The organism is Candidatus Pelagisphaera phototrophica, assembly GCF_014529625.1.
Classification (GTDB): domain Bacteria; phylum Verrucomicrobiota; class Verrucomicrobiia; order Opitutales; family Opitutaceae; genus Pelagisphaera; species Pelagisphaera phototrophica.
In genome coordinates this window covers 233,973-255,867 of the sequence record NZ_CP076039.1, presented here as the reverse complement: position 1 = coordinate 255,867, position 21,895 = coordinate 233,973, and the positions used below count along the sequence as shown (strand labels likewise).

Here is a 21,895-nt window from a genome sequence, read left to right as displayed (position 1 = left end):
GCAATTTCTCGTGGAAAATGCGGACGACCCCTCTTCCCCGAATCAAAATAGCCAACCTGAAATTATGGGATGGGCTACGAAGAGCCACGCGATCTGGGCTTCAACGGAAAATTGGCTGATTTCAACTGCCTTGGGAGTGATGATGGTGCTCCCGCTTTTGGAAATTGCTTTGCGGCGTTTCAATTCGGGAGTTTCAGGATCAGCTGAAATGCTGCAGCATCTCGTCCTTTTTGTCGCGATGGCAGGAGGAGCGATCGCGGCGAGAGAAAATCGGCTGCTTTCTCTCTCCACTTTTACCGCATTCCTGAAAGGGCCTTGGGCGACTGCGGCTCGATCACTTAGCGCCTCAGTCTCCGTTTTCGTGACATTTTCCATAGGAATAGGGTGTTACCAATTTATCAATACAGGTTTCATTGGTGATGAAGTCTTGTTCTTCGGGGTTCCAGTGTGGGTATTTATGGCTGTTATGCCGGTGGGGTTTGCTCTACTGGGATTGAGAATAATCTGGTTTAGCGGTTCCTCGTGGCATTTGCGCCTTATCCCGGTTATGGCTGGGGTCGCTCTGTACTTTTTTTGTACGCATTCCTTTGAAGACGTTGAGGGATTTGTTTGGCCGATGATCGTGCTGCTCATTCTGGCCACGATCGCGGGTGCGCCACTCTATGTCGCGATAGGAGGTATGGCCTTGATCATGAACTGGGGTTGGAGTGGGTATTTCCCAGAAGAGCGAGTCGAGATAACGATCCAAACCCAGTCCCAAACGCTTTACGGATTTATTAGTAACCCTTTACTGGTGACGCTTCCGCTTTTTACTTTGGCGGGATACTTTCTTACTCAAGGGGACTCATCGAAGCGCCTGATCAGGCTGATACATTCGATATTCGGTGGAGTCCGTGGAGGAGCGGTAATCGTGACCGTTCTGGTCTGTGCGTTTTTCACTACATTTACCGGAGCCTCAGGAGTGACGATCCTGGCGCTCGGAGGACTTTTGATGCCGGTGCTGCAATCTGCTGGATACAGTGAACGCTCTAGCATTGGCATGCTTACAGGTGCGGGCTCGCTTGGGGTTCTTTTCCCACCCTGCCTGCCATTGATTCTGTACGCTGTAGTGGCCACCAACACCAAGCTTGTGAGCCTTTCGCTCACTGATGTCTTTCTGGGGGGTGCGATACCGGGAGCGCTGTTGGTCTTAATGACGATCGCTTGGGGTGTATGGAAACAGCCGCAAGCCAATATCGTTCGAGCTCCGCTTGATTGGGTGGAAATTCGAAAGGCGTTTATCGGCGCGTTGGGAGAATTATTCTTACCCATCGTGGCTCTGTTTGCCCTGTTCAGCGGCTTTGCCACTCCGATCGAGGCCGCATCGGTATCAGCCTTCTACGCGTTCCTGCTTTACTTGGTGGATGCAAGATGTGTCCGTAAAGCACGGATACGGAATGAATTGCCACAAATGATGTCAGAATGCGGTCTCCTCGTTGGAGGGGTGTTGCTGATTCTGGGGGTGGCTATGGGTCTGACGGACTATCTCATCTTCGCCATGATTCCTGATCAAATGGTCGACTGGGCTCAGGCAACGATTGAATCTAAGCTCCTTTTTCTTTTGGCGCTAAATGGAGCTCTCATACTAGTGGGCTGTTTGATGGATATCTTTTCGGCCATCATTGTGATTGTGCCTCTCATCGTTCCGCTCGGTGTTGTTTTCGGTATCGATCCTATTCACCTAGGAATCATATTTCTCGCCAACTTGCAATTGGGCTACCTGACGCCCCCTATCGGGATGAACTTGTTCTTGGCGTCCTACCGCTTTGGCAAACCGATGTCGGAGGTGATCAAGGCGTCTCTGCCGTTATTGGCGGTATTTGTAATTGGAGTATTGCTGATTACTTACGTACCTTTCTTGACTACTTGGCTGCCGGGCTTGTTCAAGTAGTGTACCGATGAATATCGTTTTATTCGAGAAGAACGAAACCGGTACTCGATTCGAAAGAAACGACATCCGAATCAATCACGTAACCGAAATTCTGGGACGAAAGGAGGGAGACAGCTTTGATGCCGGAATAGTTAATGGAAAGAGCGGAAAGGCAATTCTCTCTCGAATAAGGGAGAAATCCGTTGAGCTACAATTTGAGCTGGACAGAGAGGAGCCGCCATTGCCACCGATTGACGTCATCGTTGGATTGTCGCGTCCCCAAACCAGTCGGAAGATCTTGCAAGAGGCCACTGCGGTTGGAGCACGAAGCCTAACCTTTGTCTCGACCGAAAGGGGTGAACCCTCCTACGCAAACTCGAAGTTGTGGAAGACAGGAGAATGGAGGCGGCATGTTGTCGCGGGTGCGGCCCAGGCGTTCAGCACTCGTATCCCATCCGTTGTATTCGGAATCTCCTTTGAAGAGGCAATCACTCAATTGGACTGCGGTGGCGAAAGGATTGCCCTAGATAACTATGAAGCGAAGCACCACCTGGCAGACATTCCATTTTCTCAAAGCTCTATTGTTGTTGCCATAGGTTCCGAGCGCGGTTGGACGAGTTCGGAAAGAAAGGCGCTGAGAGCTGAGGAATTTGAATTGGCCCATATTGGCGATCGGCCGCTTCGCACCGAAACCGCTGTAGTCGCAGGTCTCGCACTTTTGAACCACCGATTGCGAAGCTAGAGTTCGATTTGGTGATTTACCACTACGAGCCGGCTGTTTCGATAATATTGATCAAGCCCTTTTGTAAAGGCATGCAGTTGGCTGGTTGTTTCCCTTTCCGAGTCGCTTTTTCAAAATCCAGCCTTCGGGAATGATTTCTAGGTTCCCTGGCATTTCAAATACAACGAGGCCATTATCACTCAATGCATGATCCAACGCATCGAAGAGTTTTGGGGCTGAATGGGTAATTGTATCGTAAGGAGGATCCACGAAAATGATGTCGTAATTTTCGTCTATCTGCCCAACGGTCTTCACCGCGTCGCCCTGAATCACTTTTGCGATTAAAGTAGGCTCCCCCATACTCTTGGCGACAATCCGCAAATTATTCTTGATCATAGTGCAGGCGTTTCGGCTCAGCTCGATAAAGCAGCAGTAGCCACTACTGCGGCTTAGGGCTTCGAGACCATAAGAACCGGTTCCGGCATAAAGATCGCAAACGCGAGCATCGACTACGGTTTGTCCTAAGCTCGAAAAAATCCCCTGGCGCAATCGATCCATCGCAGGACGATGGACAGATTTTTTGGACACACGAAGTTCAACCCCTCGAGCTTTGCCGCCAGAAATACGCATTGAGACGCTAGCGAGGGGGGCTCAACAAGCTTTCGCTGATGGCGTTGGCCCGTTGAGCGTTTTCTACGAGCTGGTTATTTAGACGATTGTTGAAATAGGAGTGAGCAATCATCGCAGGAATACCAATACACAGACCGGTAGCGGTTGTAATCAGAGCCTCTCCAATGTCACCCGCTAGTAGCTCCGGCCGACCCATGCCGCCAGCGGACATTGTTTGAAAAGCCCCAATCATTCCGCTAACCGTTCCGAGCAGCCCTATCATGGGGGAAACCGTTGCAATCACACTAATGTAGTGTATCCACTGTCCAATGCTGTGTTCTTCCAGTTCAAAATGTTCCTGAATAGTCTCCTCTACCTTCTCGCGCTTTTCCGCGTTTAGTTTTGGGAGTGCCGCGGTGAATGCTTTCCCTAGAAGAGTAGGTTCCTGTTTGGCTGCAGCGAGCGCTTCTTCGAGCTTCCCGCTTCCGCACAATGATTGCATTCGGGTCCCGAAAAATTCTGTGCCAAAACGTGAGGGATTGGTCTCTCGAAGGCTGTGGATTATAAGATAGGTTAGAGCCAATGAACAGACCCCAAGAGGAATCATGGCCCAGCCGCCTTGCTCTATCATATTCCACAGAGTCGAGCTCTTAACCTTGGTGGCATTGTCATCTTGCCCCAATAGCTCTGAGCTAAGAAGCAGGGAGCCAGAAAGGACCAGTGTGTGTGTTATTGATGTGCGCATGGTTTGGATTCCGAGTTCAAGGTGCGCCGACTACTTTGAGTAGGTCGTTTGAAGCGTTGGAAGACGAGCTCTTTTTTAACGAAGGGTTGGAAGATTGAATCGTTTCGTGGTTTTCAAGTTTGGTTAGGATATCAACTTTGTCTGAATCAATGGGCCAATTCAGTTTTCTAAATTTCATGTCGGTGTAAAGTTGGAGAGCGTATTCGTAGTCATTGAGTTGATAGGCCGAGAATACAGCAATTTCGTAGGCGCTTTCAATGAATCTAGGGGCGTTTGGATTTGTAAAGACGATCGGATTTAGGGCAAGCCAAAGAGCATCCTCTATTTGACCCTCTTTCAAGGATTTTTCCGCGAGAACGCACCAGGGCAATGCGGTTTGACTAGCAGACTTTCCAGAGTCGATCCATCGCTTGCTGTAAAACACCGCTTCATCCAATTCGCCAACGTTTTTAGCCGCCACAATTTGAAGTTCATCAAGTTGGTCTATAACTTCGTTCGCACGGAGTTTGGTTCTCCATAGTTTAGCTCGGTCGAGAGCATCGGAAGCCCTTCCAGACTGGATGTAGGACTCCAGTAGCATAGAGAAAAGCGTTTCGTCGGAATGTGAAAGAAGTTCCAGGTAGGGTAGACGTTTTCTCACTAGGCTTTCAAGGAGAATGGTCGTTTGATAGGGGTCGCTGGCCGGGTATTGCTTTATGGCTTCGTCTCTCTGATAGGAATCCGAAAAGTGGATACCCGCTATTTCATCCGGATTAAGGCGTATTTCTGCTTTGCTCTGGCCTTCAGAAATAGTGAGAGTCACATAGATTGACTGTCGGCCAGACAATACACCATGGACGGTCTTCCCGTTCGCTAGTTCAATTGAGTCGGTTGCCGGAAAAGCCGTGGAAAGAAAGGTTATTAGAATGGAGGCCCAAGTGAACGTTTTCATAATTTTTGTTCCTTTCCCTGAGCTTCACTAAGTCGTGAGTAAAGGTCTTTAGCTATCTTGAATTGCTCTGTCTGTCTGTATTCCTGACTTCCTAGAAATTCGTCCAGGATCTCGATGGCTTTTGCATTTTCCTTGATCTGGACCAAATATTCGGCACTGGCCAGATAGCCCTTTGCGGCTGCATCCGTAATTCCTGGGTAAAGAGTGAAAACGCGCTGGCAGTAGGCAACGGCCTGTTTGGGGTGACCCTGCAAATCCTTGAGCCTGGCGAGAGAAAGCAGGCTTGTCGCCTTTTGTTTGCTGCTCGCCCATCTAAAGGAGAGAATAGTATTGAAAGCGACTTGCGCAGCAGCGTTTTCGCCGAGATGCATTCTTACTGAGCCTTCTAGTTGAAGCGTATCAACATAAATGGGAGAGTTGATGTCGCGAGTTCCTATGCGATTGAGCCACCCTAAGGCGGCCCCTAATTGGCCTGCCACTTCTTCCGATATAGCGAACCCGTAGTAAGCGAACGCTGCGTAATTACTATTCGGGTACTTAACGAGAAGGCTCTCTAAGAGCCGAGGGCCATTTTCAAATTCCAGTTTGACGAGTTCCAAACCAATATGGGCGAGGCATTCGGGAGGAAGCTCTTCAATCGGAATTTCGTTGGCCAATTCCAAAAACGCCTCGTTACTTTGAAACAGAAGGTTCTTATCTCGCAAATCGAGCGCTCTTAGCAATCCCAATCGGGCCGCCAGCCTGTACCTCTGTTGATCCAAAGCAAGGTTGTAGAGCACCGTGTAGTTGTCTTTCTTTAGATTAGTGAGCTGCTTGATAGCCTCGAGCATATTCTCGGTGTTTAAGCTGTTGCCGTGTTTGGCAACCGCCAGGTCCAACGCGTCGAGGGCATCGTTTTGGGAACCCTGCTTTAGTTGTATTTCGGCATAGACCAGTTGGACTTCTGTAAAGTTGTAGGGATCGTGTTCCAGTCTGGATCGTCTTTCCAGTGTACGAATGGCGTCTTCGTATTGGTTTAATTGCTCGTAGCCAAATGCAGTTTGAATGGCAGCGAGATGGGCTAGATCGGGAACATCCGAAGGGATGGTCTGGTAGCGGGAAATGGCGTCTTCCATTCTGTTTAGGGCATAGTAGCTATCTCCAAGAAGCAGTTGAGCCTCAAATTCTCTGGCATGCCCTGCGAAGTGATTGGAATACTCGACGAGGAGCTTGATTGCTTCTTCGTATGAATAAAGAAAATACTTGCAGCATGCGGCCCGATAGAGGGCTTCTCCCTTTAATTCTCTACTTCTGGTTTTGGCGTAAAGATCGTTGAAAGTTGACAGGGCTTCTTCAAAGTCGCTCTCAAGAAACTGGCTTATTCCTGACCAGAGTTTTGCTCGTTGCGCAAGTATCGGTTCAGAAGCCATGAGGGCGACATTGTCGAAATCGGCTTTAGCCACGGGGTAATTGCCTAACCGCATGTGGCATTGTCCACGCTGATAGAGCGATGAGATTCTGTAGTCTTGGTTCCCAGCATTCTCGGACAGTTCGGTAAGGGCTTTGAGCGCTTCATCATATTGTTGCGAATCTATTAGCGAGCTAGCGATCAACATTAGTGCATCATCCACAGAATCAGATCCTGGATACAGCTGGAGATAGTTTTTGGCGATTGAGATTGCGGCGTTGAATCGATGGATTCCCTTGGCGGCGAGTATCCAATTAAAATGGCCTTGCTCCATGTAATTGCTAGACGAGTCATGGGCCAAGCGCTCGAAGAGGAGCCAAGACTCGAATGGACGTCCCGCCAGAAGAGATGCTCTACCACGACGAAGCAATAGCTGGTCGGTATAGTCAGGAGCCTCTTTTAGGGCCTCAAGCTGGGATGCGGCTGATTGAATCACTTGTTCATAAAAGTTAGTCCACATGAATCCGCCCATGCCGACAATACGTCTGCGTTTTTCAAATACGTTCTTCAGTTCGGCTAGTTTCTGAATTTGCTTTTCAAGCAAGACACTTTTTGAAGGAACGAGTTGGTAGGCTTGGAGAGCTTCATCATACAATTCGTTTTTGAAAAAAGCGTCACCCGATTCGATGGCTAGGAATGCGAGAAGTGCCAGTTCGGGCATCGTATCCGATTGCCAAGGACTCTTGAGTAGCGTTTTTGCGGCTTCATTGAGCTCTCCTAATTTAATCTGTTCTTGAAGTAGCCGTAGCCGGGCCTGTGTTTGCACTCGAATCGCCACCCCACTCTCGGAAACCCCATGTAGCAAGCGGGTCGCGACCGAGGATTGGCCGGATTTAAGGTGAATATCCGCTTCGTGGATCAGAGCAATTCCCTGCTGCGATGCTGAAGAGGTGCTTTCCCTAAATTCTATAAAGGCCTTTAGCGCCTTCTCATGCTCGCCTTTTTTTTTCAGTGTAAGGGCTAGTGTATACTTAGCGAAAATCTCTTGACTGTAAGCGGGGCTTTCCTGATCCAAAAAGGTGCCGAGAGACTCAATGGCTTGGTCGTAGAGCCCCGCTCGCAGAGCGGCGTATCCAGCGATTGGCATTAGCTTTTCGCTAAGTCGTGCTTCCTGCCATTCAGGTTCTTTCGAATAGATTGATTGAAGCTTCTGAAAAGCCGTTGCGGCCTCCGAATAATCACCTCGGGAGAAGGCGGTCGTCCCTCGCTCAATCAATTCCGGCATCGTCTCGTACACGATGTTTTGGGACATTATGCAATTGGGATTCAGGACTATGAATCCGATTAGCATTTTGGATAGAAATGCTGACAACGCTTTAGGTATTTTAAGCGATCGAGAAATAGTTGGAATTTCCTGGAATGCTTGAGAACGCACGGGTGTTGGGCGTTATGCCTCCCAATTTGATCTGTTTTAAATCAACATGGAGAAGAGGTTTTGGCGATCATTGAATTCAAATCGAATGTCGTCCATGAGGCTAGGAACGTCGCAGCTATCGATGTTGAGCTCTTTCAGGGCCCAAGTGATGTTTTTCGGGAGCGTTGCTTCACTGTCGTACGCCCTGAAATTGTCTGTCCCCCAGAGGGCGAGGGTGAGAATCGCGGTCTGACGCATGTAGTTCGTTGCTCGCACAGGATCGTTCTGTCGTCTTATTGGCAGCCAGATTTCCGATTCAAACTGCCAATGCTTCAGCAGTTCCGAGCCGGCCTTTAAGCTTGTAATTCCAAACGTGTTTCTCTCCTCGCGATGTATGACCTCTCGGTTCTTGGTCTCGATCAACCGAGATGATTTGCCGAGCTTTTCGATGTAGAGGTTGATCGCGAGTTTTCCAATTCCATGGAGAAGGCCCGTGATATACGGGGCATTTATATCCATCCCGACTTTCATTGAAATCACCTCTGATGCGACTGCAATGGCAATGCATTCATCTGCATACTCTGTCGCAGTCACCCCGTAGACAGGCAGGGCTTGATAAAAGGAATCGTGAGCGATTACGACGCTCAGCACTTTGTGGACTTCGTTAAACCCTATTCTTCCAATGGCCGACTCTATGTCGTTGAGCTTAATGGCACTCCCATAGTAGGCGCTGTTGGTGACCCTCAAAATATGTGCGACGAGACTGGGGTCCATTTTTACAATTGAAGCTACGTAATCAAGACCGGTGTCCTCATTTTCGATGAGCTTCGATAGTCGAGCAAATATTCGGGGAGAGGAAGATAGGTTCGAGGAGAACTCTAGCAACAATGGGACCGAGATCTGAATTTCTTCGCTAGACATTTTCGTACGGAGAAATAACAACGGATTACTGTACTTTTGCAACCCGCGACTTTGACAGTTTTTAGTGCTGAAAGCCTTGGAGGATCCTTTTCATGCATTCGGACCTACGGCAATTCAGTCGGTGACTGGGAAAATAGGGCCCTGGTTGTTAAGACATGCCCTGTGTGCCGATTACTGATTTAGTCGGAAACATCTGATGCGAAGCTCATTTTTGTGGCAGAAGACCAGATCTCTCCATTTAATAATCGGTTGGGGCGAAAGGATTGGCTGGGCTTCGCCCGAGCTCTTCTGACCCTTGGTTCGTAAGCCCCTCCTTCGCTAACGGGCTCGCTTCGTCCAACCTTTCCCGTTTCGGAGCCTTTTGTGCGGGGACTCCTTAAGGGAAGGCACGTTCGATTTGCGGTGCGACCATTCTCAATAGTGAAAATGGTCGGGGCGAAAGGATTCGAACCTTCGACCTCCTGGTCCCAAACCAGGCGCTCTACCAGGCTAAGCTACGCCCCGCTAAAAAGAGGCGTCAAAAGACGTCGAATTAGGATTGCTGTCAAGAATATCTTGAAATCCATAGCTATTGAAAGAACAAGTATAGGAACAACATTTGCAGACGCCCATCGAATAGCCTAGCAGCTGACTCGTTTGTGATGAAATTTAACGCTTAAATAAAATGGATAATCTATCATCTGCCGACTTGGATGCCTCCTCAAAATCGCCATTGTTTATCGGAATTGCGGCTGTAATCATCGCAGTGATCGGTTTTTCGCTTGGTTGGCTTGGTTTTTCGAAAGCGAATGATTTAGAGGCTCGCATTGCGGAAATATCCGGGGCCGCTGAATCCCTTTCCAAACTGGAGTCTACCGTATATGACAACTCTGAGATGTTGCGCAAAGCCGCTGGGAAGATCGCTTCAATAGAGTCAAATTTGGGCACTGTGACCACCGCGATCGAAAAGGACGTCGCCGATGTGAAACGGAACATGCGTTCCTTGGCGATGCAGGCGGGGACTGCATTGAAAAAAGCCGAGGCACTTGAGAAGGAAGGGGTTCAAGTAGCCGCTTCACCGGTGCCTTCTCTTTCGGCTCAGACAAGGAAGGGTGACACATCGAGTGCTTCTTCAGCCATATCGCACACGATTGCCGCAGGCGACACCTATGGAAAATTGAGCACCAAGTACAAAGTTGGCGTGAACGCGTTGCTCGATGCCAATCCTGGGGTTGATCCGCGCAGACTTCGCATCGGGCAGAAAATCATAGTTCCCAGTGCCCAATAGTTTCCAATCTCAACCTGCAGGCCTGCGTTCCCTTTGTGGGCTTAGCCGATTTAGAAGAGGACCGGTAGATTTTTGATGACGGGCCCTATGCTAAGTGAATCAGAGAGTGGGGTTTCCCATTGGGATGAGCTCGGTGGTGAGAAAGTAGCCGATTGCCGCATTTTCAACATTGTATCTAAGCGATTCCGGCATCCTAAAAGAAAGACTGAGGGGGATTTCTACGTCATTCAGACGCGTGATTGGGTAAACATTGTCCCTATCACACCAAATTATGAGATGATTCTCGTTAACCAATTTCGATTTGGAGTCAAAGGGACATCATGGGAGATACCTGGTGGGGTAATGGATGCGGGAGAGGACCCGATTGCTGCGGGCTTGAGAGAAATGAGGGAAGAAACCGGATATACCTCGAGCAAAGTGAGTCTGCTTGGTTCAGTCCGGCCGAATCCGGCGATCCAAGACAACACCTGCCATATGGTTTTAGCAGAACAGGCTCGATTGACTGATACTTTGGAATGGGACGAACATGAGGAAATTGTAACTCGGGCCGTTCCCGTGCAAGAGGTTTACGAAATGGCGGCCAATGGAGAGATCTTCCATTCGCTTGCCCTAAACGCACTGCTTATGTTTTACCCGAAATGGGAGAAGCTCAAGTCTCGGCAGCGATCTGTCTAGCGGCCAATTCTTAGCTCAGAGCTCGCCACTCTGCGATACCTAGACTAATACTAGATATATCATGGGCTAATCTCTTTGATTTACGGAGGATAACCTGTGCATAACGCATTGACCTTGAGGGGCGTAAGGATAATTTCTAGTCGAAAATCGTTTGTATGGAGCCAAGCACGGCTGTTTTGTATTGAGAATGCGATATCCTAAAAAGGCTATTCGATGAAAGTTATTCACGTACTCTTCCGTTCGTCCATTGGTAAAAAAGTCACAATGGCAGTTTCGGGCTTCATACTGTTTGGCTTCGTGATTAGCCATTTATCGGGTAATATTCAGATCTTTGCTCACCCGGACAAGATTAATGCCTACGCCCATTTTATTGAGTCGTTGGGGCCTGCCCTTTGGGGGATCCGTCTATTCTTGCTCGCAACGCTGGTGGTGCACGTCTGGGTAGCCGCCCAGCTCACAATTGAAAACAAGCGAGCCCGCCAAAAGAACTACGAAAAGCAGGTGACGCTCCGGGCAACAATGGCCTCACGGTACATGCGGGTGTCTGGCGTTATCGTATTCGTATTCATCATATACCATTTACTTCATTTCACTGTGCGAGTCACGCACGGAGCGGAGGCGTATCCCACAACTATTTTGGCGGATGGAACTCCAGTTCGAGACGTTCACTCGATGATTGTCCTAGGATTTCAAAATCCAGTCATAGCGATCTTCTACCTACTGTCGGTCGGCCTTCTCAGCTGGCACTTGGCCCATGGGCTCGTGAGCATGTTTCAATCGCTAGGATTGAGGACGAGAACTTGGTCACGCTTTCTGGAAAGAGTTACTATTGTGGTATGCGTTTTGTATTTTCTTGGGAATGCCCTGATCGTGGCCGCTTGCTATTACGAATGGGGCAATGCGCGTATCCAGAATCCTCAGATTGCTGGGTTCTCTTGCCGAACGGATTGCGAGGTTTGTGGAGCACGGACAGCTGATGCGATCGCCGACGCAATCGATGGCTCCAAGGAGAGCCAATCTTAACCCCCTTTCTGCTCAGATGATACTGGATTCTAAAATACCTTCTGGCCCGCTGGAGAAAAAGTGGAGCAAGCACATAATGGATGGGAAGATAGTTAATCCCGCCAACAAGCGCAAGTACGAGGTCATTGTTGTGGGAACGGGTCTGGCGGGCGCGTCTGCAGCGGCAACCTTGGCTGAGCTAGGTTACTCGGTAAACGCGTTTACGTTTCACGATAGCCCACGTCGTGCTCATTCAATCGCGGCACAAGGAGGGATTAATGCTGCGAAGAACTATCAGAACGATGGGGACAGCGTGTATCGGCTGTTCTACGACACTGTGAAAGGTGGGGACTTCCGGTCTCGCGAATCGAACGTCTACCGACTGGCTGAAGTGAGTGCGAACATCATCGATCAGTGCGTAGCATTGGGGGTGCCGTTTGCTCGCGAGTATGGAGGATTGCTTGCGAACCGGTCTTTTGGCGGAGCCCAGGTATCGCGGACCTTTTACGCTCGAGGTCAGACTGGACAGCAACTTCTTCTGGGGGCCTACTCGGGCTTGAGTCGTCAGATCGGTTTGGGGACGGTGCGAATGAATGCGAATCACGAGATGCTGGAGCTCGTGACAATTGATGGCCACGCCAGAGGAATCATCACTCGCAATGTTATTACGGGGGCCATAGAACGTCACTCGGCCCATGCCGTTGTACTCGCTACGGGCGGCTATGGCAACGTGTTCTATCTTTCGACTAACGCCATGAATAGCAATGTGACCGCAACATGGAGGGCTCACCGAAAAGGAGCGGCGTTTGCCAACCCTTGCTATACACAGATTCATCCGACGTGCATACCGGTCTCCGGAGACTACCAGTCCAAGTTGACTCTTATGTCTGAGTCGCTCCGAAACGACGGACGCATTTGGGCGCCGAAGAAGAAGGAAGATAGGCGACCTGCTGATCAGATTCCTGAGGATGAGCGTGACTACTATTTAGAACGTAAGTATCCAAGCTTTGGAAACCTAGCGCCGCGCGATATTTCTTCGCGGGCGGCAAAAGAGGCGTGCGATGAAGGCAGAGGTGTGGGCGAATCCGGACTGGGGGTTTATCTCGATTTCAAAGATGCCATTGATCGCCTCGGAGAGAGCGCGATTCGGGAACGTTATGGTAATCTCTTTGACATTTACCATGAGATAACCGGCGAGAGTGCTTACAAGCAACCTATGCGGATTTATCCGGCGGTTCACTACACCATGGGTGGTCTGTGGGTAGACTACAACTTGATGAGTTCGATTCCTGGGTGTTTTGTGATTGGCGAAGCCAATTTCTCGGATCATGGTGCCAATCGGCTTGGGGCCTCTGCTTTGATGCAAGGTCTGGCGGATGGCTATTTCGTATTGCCGTATACCATCCCTCACTACTTAGCGGATATTCCGCGAGATCCTGCTCCACCAACGGATCATCCGGAATTTGCGAAGGCTGAGGAAGAAGTGGTTAACCGAACCAAAGCTCTCCTAGATAGTAATGGAAAGCAAACTGTAAGAAGTTTTCACAAGCGCTTAGGGAAAATCATCTGGGACAAGTGTGGTATGTCGCGAAGCAAAAGCGGTCTGGAAGAAGGGATTCGACTGATATCAGAGCTTCGTCAAGAGTTTGAGGAGGACGTTTGTGTTCCGGGTGCTGCAGACACTTTAAATCAATCGCTTGAGTTAGCGGGTCGAGTCGCCGACTTTTTCGAGCTGGGAGAGTTGATGTGTCGTGACGCTCTCGCACGAGAAGAATCATGTGGCGGTCACTTCAGGGAGGAGCACCAGTATCCGGATGGAGAAGCTATGCGTAATGACGAAGACTACGGTCATGTTTCCGCCTGGGAGTGGAGGGGCAAGAATCAGGAACCAGAGCTCCACAGAGAGAAATTAGAATACGAGGCGGTCAAGATGGTGACGCGCAGCTATAAGTAATACCAATTCGGAAATCTCATTTTGTAATGAAAGTAACACTACGAGTTTGGCGACAAAAAGACGGCAATTCTAAAGGAAACTTCGAGGAATACCAGGCGGAAGGGCTGAATCCGAACATGTCCTTTCTGGAGATGCTAGATGTGGTCAACGAGGACTTGACGGTAAAAGGTGAAGACCCGATAGCGTTTGCTTACGACTGTAGGGAAGGCATATGTGGAACTTGTTCCTGCATGATTGATGGTAAACCACATGGTCCAGAAAACGGTATCACTACGTGCCAAACCTACATGCGCAGTTTCAAGGACGGGGATTTGATTACAGTCGAGCCTTTTAGGGCTAGTGGCTTTCCGGTGCAGAAGGATTTGATCACGGACAGGTCGGCCTTTGATACGATTATGCAATCGGGAGGTTTCATCACAGCTCGGGTGGGTAGTTGTGAAGATGCCAACGCGTTGCCTGTCGGTAAGGAAGTGGCTGATTTGGCGATGGACGCGGCCGCATGTATTGGCTGCGGCGCGTGTGTGGCAGCCTGCAAGAATTCCTCAGCGATGCTGTTTGTGTCAGCCAAAGCGGGCCAACTCAATTTACTCCCTCAAGGTCAGCCGGAGAAAGACAAGCGGGTGCTCAATATGGTCGCGACGATGGATGAAGCGGGATTCGGTAATTGCACGAACCAGTACGAGTGCTCGGCAGCTTGTCCTAAGCTGATCAGCGAAGAGTTTATCTCCAAACTGAATCGCGACTACGTGTCCGCGAGCGTTAAGAACCTGTTCAAAGCCAAATCGCTTTAGAAAAGCGCCGGTGCTTCCCAATTAAGCAATCCGTTGATTGCCGTGTTCAGAAACGCTCAAGTGCTTGGGTGCTTTCAACAACGACCCACAGTACGCCACCGAAAATAATCCAGCAGAATGCTACGGCTACAAATTTCTTGAAACGCTTAGCTCTTTCGTGCCGGTCCAGTTGCCGTTTTCGGAAACCACTCTTTTGAAGAAAGCTTACGAACTGGGCGTTTTGTATCCTAGAATCGTCGGAACTGCTATCGAGCAGCACATCGTTTTTGATACGCTTTTTTCGAAGCAAATAAGACAGGAAATTGAACATTGGTTTATCGCAGGGCTCTAGTGCTATATTAGGAAGACGTTAATCAGTTGTTTACGTTCAAAATTCAGGTTAATTAGGGTCGATTTGGGTCAAAAGTACACATTTTGAGTTGGATTCTTTATGAAGAGATGGAGGGTCCACGCTTTTGAAGGGGGCTTTTTGACTCGAGATATCCATGGCTCAAAAATGTAATGTTAGTGTTTCGCTGGTTGCCATCGGCTCAAGTCGATTGGTAGAAACTCAACAATGTCGGAAGAATCTAAAGTCGCGATCTGCGGTGCGGGTGCATGGGGGACGGCCATGGCATTCCATTTATCGCGGCAGGGTCACACGGTATCGCTATTGCCGCGGCGGAGCGAGCAAGCGGATCTCATGCGGGAATCAAGAGAAAATCGCGACTATCTGCCAGGTTTTAAATTGCCGGAGAATGTGAGCGTGACATCTTCCGATGAGGATGCGCTTGGGGGTGCCCGATTGGTATTTCTAGGTGTGCCCTCAAATGGAGTTCGTGACTGGATGGATCGAATTCGCGGGTTGGTAGCGTCAGGGGAACGACGTTTTTTTGTGTCTTTGGCAAAGGGGCTGGAGATTAATTCGGGTAAGACGCCCTGTGAGATTATTAAGGAAGCCTTGCCCGATCAACTTGTTGGTTGTCTTTCGGGGCCTACTTTTGCGGGAGAAGTAGCGGAAGGAAAACCTGCCGCAATGACGCTTGCATCGGAATCGCTCGAGCCAATTGTTCAGTCGACGCAAGAGGCTCTCAGCGGAAAAAGCATGCGGATTTATCTAAGTGAGGACTTGAAAGGGGTTGAACTGGGGGGCTGTATGAAGAATGTCTACGCCATCGCGGCAGGTTGCTGTCAGGGTTTGAATCTCGGTGACAATGCGCTCGCGGCTCTTCTCACCCGTACCCTTGCGGAAATGGTGCGAGTCGGGAGCACTTTCGGAGCTAAAGCGGATACGTTTTACGGACTGAGTGGATTTGGCGACTTGGTGGCGACATGCCATGGTTCCTGGAGCCGAAACCGTAAGTTCGGGGAATCGATTAGTCTGGGAGGCTCGGCTAGCAGGATTCTCGAAAATCAGAAAACAGCAGTGGAGGGGTACCGTACATCCCGATCATTTCATCAGCTTCTGCAAAGCAATGGCATCGAGGCTCCAATTTTGGAGCAGGTGTATCGCATTCTTTATGAAAACAAGGTGCCTCTGGAAGCGCTGAGCGACTTGATGAACCGAGACCTTAAGCGAGAAAGCGAATAGGCCAGTCCCTCGAATGTGTGGATGCCGATCAAAGTTACGCGGCAACCCTAGGCAGGTATTTCGAGTTGAGCGGCTGCTTTTAAGAATCGATTTTCTAGTAACTTATCCCAGGAAGCCAAGTGACGAGTTTCGGGAAAGCCACAACAAGACCAAGCGCTATCAGTTGTATGACAATAAAGGGTACGACCCCTTTGTATATGTGCCTCAGATTGATTCCTTCCGGGCAGACGCCTTTAATGTAGAATAGAGCAAATCCGACCGGTGGCGTGAGAAAGGAAGTTTGCAAGGCCACGGCGCAGAGGATGGCAAACCAGATCAATGCAGGCTTAGAAGTGGCGTCCATGCCGCTGTCGGCCAACCAAGCCAAATCCATGCCTGTGATAATCGGCGCGACAATAGGAAGCATGATCATGGTAATTTCGATCCACTCCAAAAAGAATCCAAGAGCGAAAATTATAAGTAGAATAACGAAAATTGTGCCATAGTCTCCAGAACCAACTCCAAGTATAGCATTGGCTATCATCTCGTCTCCTCCGAGCCTCCTCAGAACGAGGGAAAAGCAAGTTGCTCCAATGAATATGGCCGCAAGAAATCCCATTGTGCTGAGGGTTCCATGAAGCGACTTTCGGAATTCGCGAATATTCAGCCGCTTATTAAAAAGGGCCAAAAACAGGGCTCCCAGCGCTCCCATGCCGCTCGATTCGGTAGGAGTTGCAATGCCGAAGAAAATCGATCCTAGCACTAGCATAATCAGGAATGCTGCTGGCAGGATCGCTTTGGCTAGGCCGATCCAGTCGGCGAGGGTCAACGAATTCGTATCCTTTGGTTTTGGTGCGGCCGATGGATTGACTCGCGCGTAGACAAAAATGTATAGAAGGTACAAACCCGAAAGGAGTAGACCCGGAATTACGGCCCCCATGAATAAGTCTCCTGTGGATACATCCAACTGCGTTGACATGAGGATTAGCATGATGCTCGGAGGGATGAGTATTCCGAGCGTGCCCGCACTGCAAACGGTTCCTGCAGCGAACGAAGGAGAGTACTTGACGTGCATCATTGCGGGAAGCGCGAGCGTTCCAAGGAGCACTACAGAAGCCCCAATGATACCGGTTGAAGCGGCGAGAAGTATCCCCATGAGGGTCACGCCAAAAGCGAGGCCACCAGGTACGCGGCCAAGCAGCTTTTGCTGGGCTTGCATCATCTTCTCAGCGACTCCCGATTGATCGAGTATATTGCCCATTAGAATAAACATGGGCAACGCTACGAGGACTTCGCTTTTCATGATACCGAAGATACGATCGACTACGATCGAGAAACGGAGGAAGCTCAAGCCGGTGTAGAGCCCGAATACTTGGTCCAGCAAAACAGCGACTGCGGTCGTAGCGATCGCTGAACCACCGAGCGAAAAGCCTACGGGGACTCCGAGAAAAAGTAGGCCGATAAATAGACCCATCAGTACGAAGATGAGGACTGTGCTAGGATCCATGTACTTCGGTTGAAAGGGTTCGCCGGTTGTTGAAAATGAGAACGATTCGAGCTACTGATTCGATTAAGAGGAGCAAGCTGCTCAAGGGTAGGAGTCCCTTTACTACCCATAGCCAAGGCATTCCACTTGGGTTGGGGGAGCTTTCATTGATAGACATCGAATTTTTGGTGTAGTCCCATCCGTGCCACAAAAGAAACGCGTACAACGGAATGACAAAAAGGGCGATCCCTAAGACATCGACAATGGACTTCGTTTTGGGGGAATAGTGCTGATAGAGAAAATCCACTCGAACGTGACCGTCGTGTGTCATTGTATAGGACAACCCTAGGGTCAGGGTTATGGCAAAGAGGTACCAGAGCGAATCCTCCAGCATGGTGTTAGTCAGTCCAAGCGCATATCGCATCAAGACTTGAAATACGATAGCTACCAACAGTACCGCTATTGACCATGAAACTACTTTTCCGATTGCTGTTACGATATTTTCAATACGGCTTGCGAAGGAGTTCATCTGGAATTCGAGCTGCGAAAGTGAGAATAAGATTGGGCGAGAATGGATTCTCGCGATCTATTTCAAGAAGGCCCGATCCGCCCAAGTTGCGTAGTCTTCTCGAAAAGCCGTCAAGTCTTCCCAGACCTTTTTGAAAAACGGATTCTTTGCAGACTCTTCTGCTGCCACTTCTTTCCAAGTGGCTTTGTAGAGTTCTAGCATTTCAGGAGACCAGGTTTTCACGTTCACGCCGCGTTCTATATTTCTCTTTAGAGCTGCCGACTGTAAGGCCTCACTATATGCAATGGAATGGACGATACTCGATTTACAAGCTGATTCAATTTGAGCTTGTTGAGTGGGCGTCAGCCTATTCCAGAATTGCTTGTTGAAGATGAGTTCGTGGGTCGTTGCCTGTTGGTGCCAACCGGGAAAGTAGTTGAAATTGACGAGCTTGTGAAACCCTTGGCTTTCGTCGATGGACGGGAGGGAGTACTCGGTTGCGTCGATCACCCCCTTCTCAAGTGCAGGAAAGATCTCGCCGCCTGGTAGTACCGAAACTGATACGCCTAGCTTTCCCATGACGACTCCGCCGAGGCCAAAGAATCGCATTTTTAAATCCTTCAAGTCGTCGGCAGATTTTATCTCGCTCGCGAACCACCCACTGGTTTCGGGTGGAAGCATTGCGCAAACAAGGACTTTGACATCGAAGCCAGATGTGTCGTACATCTCCTGGTACAGTTTCATGCCGTTACCCTGGTAGAGCCAGGACAGAAACTCCGAATTGTCTGGTCCAAATGGTATCGAGCAAAAAAGAGGGGCGGCGGAGAGTTTTCCGGCCCAAAAGCCAGAAGCGCCATATCCAGCGTCCACTTTTCCGCCCGATACGGCGTCCAGGATTTCCAAGGCTCCTACAAGTGCGCCTGGTTCGAAGATTTCCAGCTCGACATTGCCACCGCTGATGGCTTCCAGCTCCTCTGCGATATGGGTGAGCTGCTCACCTAGGACATTGACCGAGAGGGGTATGAAAGAAGCGACCTCAATGCGAATTTTGCGTCCCGACGGCTGGCTCGAACCAGACTCACTCGATGTCGGGCCTGAGCACCCGAAAAGTAAAATCAACGCGGCTAATAAACTTGGCAGGAAACGAATCATTGCGATGGGATAGGACTAATGTTGGGGAAAGTGCTAAGAGTTTCAGAAAATTGTGAAGCATCGTTATTCTGTGGAGGTGTTACCGCAACTCCTATTTCCACGACTTTTTTTGGGTCGTGCCGAAGGTTTTGCAGCCACTCGAAGTGACTAAGCTGATCCGCAGTTTTCGGTGTTTCTTATCACGTAGCCTTCTTTGAATACTCTTTTGGATATGCGTATTGGATTTGGGAGTAAGATTTATTTACGCTGCTTAAGAACAGTTAAGCAATAGAATGTAAATGAGATGCGAGATAATCAGCAGGTCCGGATCGAAGCCCGCCCAGAGACCTCGGACGGGCTTTTTGATACCGAGCCTGATGAGGTCATTCGACCTTGAGAAAATCATGATTACTTTCGAAGAAAGCATGCTTTTTACGTGTTAGTTCCGCTCAGTGGTCGCTTTAGTTTAGGTAAATCCGGCCGGTGACAATCCAGGGCGATAGATTAACCTACCTCAAGAAACGTTAAGAAATAGTGAGGGCAAAATTCAAAAAAGGGACGCTGGTAGCTGCCGTTTTTCTGATGTCAGCATCATTCGGCTCAATGTGGCAGGATTATGATGACGTGGGGTTTTTCCATGGAGAAGGGCAGTCCCATGCTGGCCAGTTTAGCATCACATCGGGTGCCAATGGATAAGATCAGAATCTGCACCAATTGACCCGTGCTCGTGTTGGTTTCTCGTTTTCTGACGGGTATTGGTCGGGGGACTCCGGAAGGGAATAGGTGGATGTATGGCTCGAGTCCCCCCGCGTTTGGAAACACCGTGAAGTGGATGGGACGCATCGACACGGGTTTGACTGGATTTGGTGCGGGCTAAACGGCACAATGCTAACGGACCTCCAAGTTGGAGTCACTAGTTACGCGGTTAGGGTCGAGAATCGTAGTGACAGAAGGTACAACGATGTCTGGTTTAAGGAAGCCAAGCTCAATGCTTGGGGAAACGAGATTCCAGATAGTCATGGTGTCCCAGATGCCGGAGCATCTGTTTTAATACTTAGAATCGGAATTTTGAACATCCTCCTGCTTAGACAGCGAACAGCAAAAGCTCCAATCCAGTCATAACATTTTTTGTTTAGCGGGTGGCTATAAAGATAGCCCGTTTAGGTGCGGGATACCCTTCGATCGTCTTGGAAGAGTCTTCGGAGTTTAAAAAAGTATCCAGCGAATCAAAGGTCATCCAATCTGTGCTCCTCTGTTCCTCAGAGGTCGTTGTTGACAGGTTCGCCAGTCGGATGTTTTGGAAACCGCATCGCTCCAGCCAACGCTCGAGCGCGAGACAGGAGGGTATGAGCCAAGTGTTTCTCATTTTGGCGTAGCGCCCTTTAGGAAGCAGAGTTTGTCCCTCATCGCCATCGATCACGAGTGTTTCCAAGACGAGTTCTCCGTTTTCGTGTAGAAGGCCTCTTAACTCGAGTAAATGGTCGAGGGGAGATCTCCGGTGATAGAGAACCCCCATTGACAGTACCGTATCGAAGAAAGGTAGATTGGAGGGTAGAATTTCTACTCCGAGGGGAACGACAAACGCTGGGCAGCTAGATGGGAGGTAGCGCCGGGCCAATAGCGACTGGAGGACGTATAGCAGAAACGGGTCGGCTCCCAGAGCCAGTTTTGCTTCCTCACCCGCGATTCGGTAACTATAGTAGCCGTTGCCACTACCCACATCCAACACGAGCCGATCTTTTAGAGGGCTGATCGATTGCTTGATCCGGTTCCATTTCAAGTCGGAGCGCCATTCGGTATCAATATCTATCCCAAAGTAGTTCCAAGGGCCCTTTCGCCATGGATGGAAGGCCATAAGATTCTGCCGCAATCGCTTCGCTTGACTGTTAGAGAGATCGCTCGACTTGCCAATCGCGATAGCGTTGGACTTTAGGTCTAAGAAGCTTGGGTTTGCCTCTGGCATTGAGTGCAAGGCGTCCCGCCACAGAGGCAAGTGTCCATTGCCTGAATGATCAAAGCGGTTCTTAACTTGCTGAGGTAACCGATCCAGCCAGGGTCCTAGGTCGGTGTCGGCGATGACCTCGTACAGAGGATTAAAGTTCGATTCGAACATAGTTTGGTACGATAGAGTATTCGCCTGTAACTTTTAGTCAGAAGCCTTGATCGCAAGGAGCGATGCAAAATTGAAGCACTGAAGCCAGACTTCGCTGTGGTCGAATCCTGCCTGGTTTAGGCGTTCCCTGTGCTCTTGGATCGATTCTGGAATAAGCACATTTTCTATGGCGGCCCGCTTTTGGCTAACCTCTAAATCGCTGTAGCCATTTGCTTTTTTGAAATCGTGGTGGAGGTCGGTTAGGCCCTGCTGAGTATTCTCGTCTTCGAAGCGAATTTTTTCTGACAAGAGTAATACGCCACCCGGCTCCAGGCCCTTTGCGATTCTACTCAAGAGGGGTAACCGGCTTTCGAGCGGGATAAATTGGAGCGTGAAGTTTAGGATTACGACGCTGGCGTTTGTGATATCCAAATCCAATATGTCGCTACATTTAAGCGACCATTTTTTTTCTGGAATAGCGTCTTGCAGATTGATTTGGCAGCGATTCAGCATGGACTGGGAATTGTCTACGCCAACCAGAGATGTTCCCTTTGGAAGACTTCTAGCAATCGCCGCCAATCCTGCTCCGAGAGAGCAACCAAGGTCGTAGATGGTGCTGTTCTTTTGTGCGTAGCGTTGTGCGATGAGCGGCATCAATGATAGCGTCATCGCATAGCAAGGGACGGATCTTCGGATCATGTCGTCAAAAACGTGGGCTACAGACTCGTCAAAAACAAAGCCGCCGACTTTTGACAAAGGATCAGCGTAGATTCGGTCTTTGCGGGCGTCTTTTTCTTTCACTG

21 protein-coding genes and 1 tRNA gene are annotated in these 21,895 nt (G+C 49.5%); 11 read left to right on the top strand and 11 right to left on the bottom strand.

The window, feature by feature from the left end:
- Positions 1-10 precede the first annotated feature (10 nt).
- Both GA004_RS01265 and GA004_RS01260 read left to right on the top strand, forming a co-directional pair.
- Complete coding sequence (locus GA004_RS01265) at positions 11-1,930, top strand: TRAP transporter large permease (RefSeq protein ID WP_283395474.1); 1,920 nt, start codon at positions 11-13, stop codon at positions 1,928-1,930.
- Between the two features lie 7 nt (positions 1,931-1,937).
- Complete coding sequence (locus GA004_RS01260; RefSeq protein ID WP_283395473.1) at positions 1,938-2,651, top strand: RsmE family RNA methyltransferase; 714 nt, start codon at positions 1,938-1,940, stop codon at positions 2,649-2,651.
- Between the two features lie 51 nt (positions 2,652-2,702).
- Here GA004_RS01260 and GA004_RS01255 read toward each other — a convergent pair whose 3' ends face one another.
- The 6 genes from GA004_RS01255 to GA004_RS01230 form a co-directional block, all read right to left on the bottom strand.
- Positions 2,703-3,260 (bottom strand): RsmD family RNA methyltransferase, encoded by a 558-nt coding sequence (locus GA004_RS01255; RefSeq protein WP_283395472.1) that lies wholly within the window; start codon positions 3,258-3,260, stop codon positions 2,703-2,705.
- 7 nt (positions 3,261-3,267) lie between these two features.
- Positions 3,268-3,984 (bottom strand): MotA/TolQ/ExbB proton channel family protein, encoded by a 717-nt coding sequence (locus GA004_RS01250; RefSeq protein WP_283395471.1) that lies wholly within the window; start codon positions 3,982-3,984, stop codon positions 3,268-3,270.
- A 16-nt stretch (positions 3,985-4,000) separates the two neighbouring features.
- A complete protein-coding gene (locus tag GA004_RS01245; protein ID WP_283395470.1) occupies positions 4,001-4,915 on the bottom strand; it encodes a hypothetical protein in 915 nt (304 codons plus the stop codon).
- Complete coding sequence (locus tag GA004_RS01240; protein ID WP_283395469.1) at positions 4,912-7,614, bottom strand: tetratricopeptide repeat protein; 2,703 nt, start codon at positions 7,612-7,614, stop codon at positions 4,912-4,914. Before GA004_RS01240 ends, GA004_RS01245 begins: the two co-directional genes overlap by 4 nt.
- A gap of 159 nt (positions 7,615-7,773) precedes the next feature.
- The gene (locus GA004_RS01235) at positions 7,774-8,637 is read right to left on the bottom strand and encodes an HDOD domain-containing protein (RefSeq protein WP_283395468.1); all 864 of its coding nucleotides are present in this window, start codon (positions 8,635-8,637) and stop codon (positions 7,774-7,776) included.
- A gap of 427 nt (positions 8,638-9,064) precedes the next feature.
- Positions 9,065-9,141, bottom strand: a tRNA-Pro gene (locus GA004_RS01230).
- A gap of 160 nt (positions 9,142-9,301) precedes the next feature.
- Here GA004_RS01230 and GA004_RS01225 point away from each other — a divergent pair.
- From GA004_RS01225 to GA004_RS01195, 7 genes are all read left to right on the top strand, one after another.
- A complete protein-coding gene (locus tag GA004_RS01225) occupies positions 9,302-9,904 on the top strand; it encodes a LysM peptidoglycan-binding domain-containing protein (RefSeq protein WP_283395467.1) in 603 nt (200 codons plus the stop codon).
- A gap of 87 nt (positions 9,905-9,991) precedes the next feature.
- Positions 9,992-10,579 (top strand): NUDIX hydrolase, encoded by a 588-nt coding sequence (locus GA004_RS01220; protein ID WP_283395466.1) that lies wholly within the window; start codon positions 9,992-9,994, stop codon positions 10,577-10,579.
- Positions 10,580-10,792: 213 nt separating this feature from the next.
- Positions 10,793-11,602 carry a succinate dehydrogenase cytochrome b subunit gene (locus GA004_RS01215; RefSeq protein WP_283395465.1) on the top strand — a complete coding sequence of 270 codons (810 nt, stop codon included), beginning with the start codon at positions 10,793-10,795 and terminating at the stop codon, positions 11,600-11,602.
- A gap of 16 nt (positions 11,603-11,618) precedes the next feature.
- A complete protein-coding gene (locus tag GA004_RS01210; RefSeq protein WP_283395464.1) occupies positions 11,619-13,535 on the top strand; it encodes a fumarate reductase/succinate dehydrogenase flavoprotein subunit in 1,917 nt (638 codons plus the stop codon).
- Positions 13,536-13,561: 26 nt separating this feature from the next.
- On the top strand, positions 13,562-14,326 hold the full coding sequence (locus GA004_RS01205) for a succinate dehydrogenase/fumarate reductase iron-sulfur subunit (protein ID WP_283395463.1): 765 nt from the start codon (positions 13,562-13,564) through the stop codon (positions 14,324-14,326).
- A 37-nt stretch (positions 14,327-14,363) separates the two neighbouring features.
- Entirely contained in the window at positions 14,364-14,657 is a 294-nt protein-coding gene (locus GA004_RS01200; RefSeq protein WP_283395462.1) for a hypothetical protein, read from the top strand.
- 225 nt (positions 14,658-14,882) lie between these two features.
- Positions 14,883-15,896, top strand: a complete 1,014-nt coding sequence (locus GA004_RS01195; RefSeq protein WP_283395461.1) for an NAD(P)H-dependent glycerol-3-phosphate dehydrogenase — start codon at positions 14,883-14,885, stop codon at positions 15,894-15,896.
- A 94-nt stretch (positions 15,897-15,990) separates the two neighbouring features.
- On the opposite strand, the gene GA004_RS01190 is transcribed toward GA004_RS01195, so the two are convergent.
- The 3 genes from GA004_RS01190 to GA004_RS01180 are packed head-to-tail and all read right to left on the bottom strand — an operon-like array spanning position 15,991 to position 19,021.
- On the bottom strand, positions 15,991-17,382 hold the full coding sequence (locus GA004_RS01190; protein ID WP_283395460.1) for a TRAP transporter large permease: 1,392 nt from the start codon (positions 17,380-17,382) through the stop codon (positions 15,991-15,993).
- On the bottom strand, positions 17,372-17,890 hold the full coding sequence (locus GA004_RS01185) for a TRAP transporter small permease subunit (RefSeq protein WP_283395459.1): 519 nt from the start codon (positions 17,888-17,890) through the stop codon (positions 17,372-17,374). The genes GA004_RS01190 and GA004_RS01185 overlap by 11 nt, the downstream gene beginning before the upstream one ends.
- 57 nt (positions 17,891-17,947) lie before the next feature.
- Entirely contained in the window at positions 17,948-19,021 is a 1,074-nt protein-coding gene (locus GA004_RS01180; RefSeq protein WP_283395458.1) for a TRAP transporter substrate-binding protein, read from the bottom strand.
- Between the two features lie 706 nt (positions 19,022-19,727).
- On the opposite strand from GA004_RS01180, the gene GA004_RS01175 reads away from it, so the two are divergent.
- Both GA004_RS01175 and GA004_RS01170 read left to right on the top strand, forming a co-directional pair.
- On the top strand, positions 19,728-19,877 hold the full coding sequence (locus GA004_RS01175) for a hypothetical protein (protein ID WP_283395457.1): 150 nt from the start codon (positions 19,728-19,730) through the stop codon (positions 19,875-19,877).
- An 8-nt stretch (positions 19,878-19,885) separates the two neighbouring features.
- The gene (locus GA004_RS01170) at positions 19,886-20,122 is read left to right on the top strand and encodes a hypothetical protein (RefSeq protein WP_283395456.1); all 237 of its coding nucleotides are present in this window, start codon (positions 19,886-19,888) and stop codon (positions 20,120-20,122) included.
- A 10-nt stretch (positions 20,123-20,132) separates the two neighbouring features.
- On the opposite strand, the gene cmoB is transcribed toward GA004_RS01170, so the two are convergent.
- Both cmoB and cmoA read right to left on the bottom strand, forming a co-directional pair.
- Complete coding sequence (cmoB, locus tag GA004_RS01165) at positions 20,133-21,113, bottom strand: tRNA 5-methoxyuridine(34)/uridine 5-oxyacetic acid(34) synthase CmoB (protein WP_283395455.1); 981 nt, start codon at positions 21,111-21,113, stop codon at positions 20,133-20,135.
- Positions 21,114-21,146: 33 nt separating this feature from the next.
- A complete protein-coding gene (gene cmoA / locus GA004_RS01160) occupies positions 21,147-21,893 on the bottom strand; it encodes a carboxy-S-adenosyl-L-methionine synthase CmoA (protein ID WP_283395454.1) in 747 nt (248 codons plus the stop codon).
- Positions 21,894-21,895 lie beyond the last annotated feature (2 nt).

Coding starts and splice junctions, on each gene's coding strand:
- GA004_RS01260 (WP_283395473.1), top strand. CDS start 1,938: ATGAATATCGTTTTATTCGAGAAGAACGAAACCGGTACTCGATTCGAA.
- GA004_RS01255 (WP_283395472.1), bottom strand. CDS start 3,260: ATGCGTATTTCTGGCGGCAAAGCTCGAGGGGTTGAACTTCGTGTGTCC.
- GA004_RS01250 (WP_283395471.1), bottom strand. CDS start 3,984: ATGCGCACATCAATAACACACACACTGGTCCTTTCTGGCTCCCTGCTT.
- GA004_RS01245 (WP_283395470.1), bottom strand. CDS start 4,915: ATGAAAACGTTCACTTGGGCCTCCATTCTAATAACCTTTCTTTCCACG.
- GA004_RS01240 (WP_283395469.1), bottom strand. CDS start 7,614: ATGTCCCAAAACATCGTGTACGAGACGATGCCGGAATTGATTGAGCGA.
- GA004_RS01235 (WP_283395468.1), bottom strand. CDS start 8,637: ATGTCTAGCGAAGAAATTCAGATCTCGGTCCCATTGTTGCTAGAGTTC.
- GA004_RS01225 (WP_283395467.1), top strand. CDS start 9,302: ATGGATAATCTATCATCTGCCGACTTGGATGCCTCCTCAAAATCGCCA.
- GA004_RS01220 (WP_283395466.1), top strand. CDS start 9,992: ATGCTAAGTGAATCAGAGAGTGGGGTTTCCCATTGGGATGAGCTCGGT.
- GA004_RS01215 (WP_283395465.1), top strand. CDS start 10,793: ATGAAAGTTATTCACGTACTCTTCCGTTCGTCCATTGGTAAAAAAGTC.
- GA004_RS01210 (WP_283395464.1), top strand. CDS start 11,619: ATGATACTGGATTCTAAAATACCTTCTGGCCCGCTGGAGAAAAAGTGG.
- GA004_RS01205 (WP_283395463.1), top strand. CDS start 13,562: ATGAAAGTAACACTACGAGTTTGGCGACAAAAAGACGGCAATTCTAAA.
- GA004_RS01195 (WP_283395461.1), top strand. CDS start 14,883: ATGTCGGAAGAATCTAAAGTCGCGATCTGCGGTGCGGGTGCATGGGGG.
- GA004_RS01190 (WP_283395460.1), bottom strand. CDS start 17,382: ATGGATCCTAGCACAGTCCTCATCTTCGTACTGATGGGTCTATTTATC.
- GA004_RS01185 (WP_283395459.1), bottom strand. CDS start 17,890: ATGAACTCCTTCGCAAGCCGTATTGAAAATATCGTAACAGCAATCGGA.
- GA004_RS01180 (WP_283395458.1), bottom strand. CDS start 19,021: ATGATTCGTTTCCTGCCAAGTTTATTAGCCGCGTTGATTTTACTTTTC.
- GA004_RS01170 (WP_283395456.1), top strand. CDS start 19,886: ATGCTAACGGACCTCCAAGTTGGAGTCACTAGTTACGCGGTTAGGGTC.
- cmoB (WP_283395455.1), bottom strand. CDS start 21,113: ATGTTCGAATCGAACTTTAATCCTCTGTACGAGGTCATCGCCGACACC.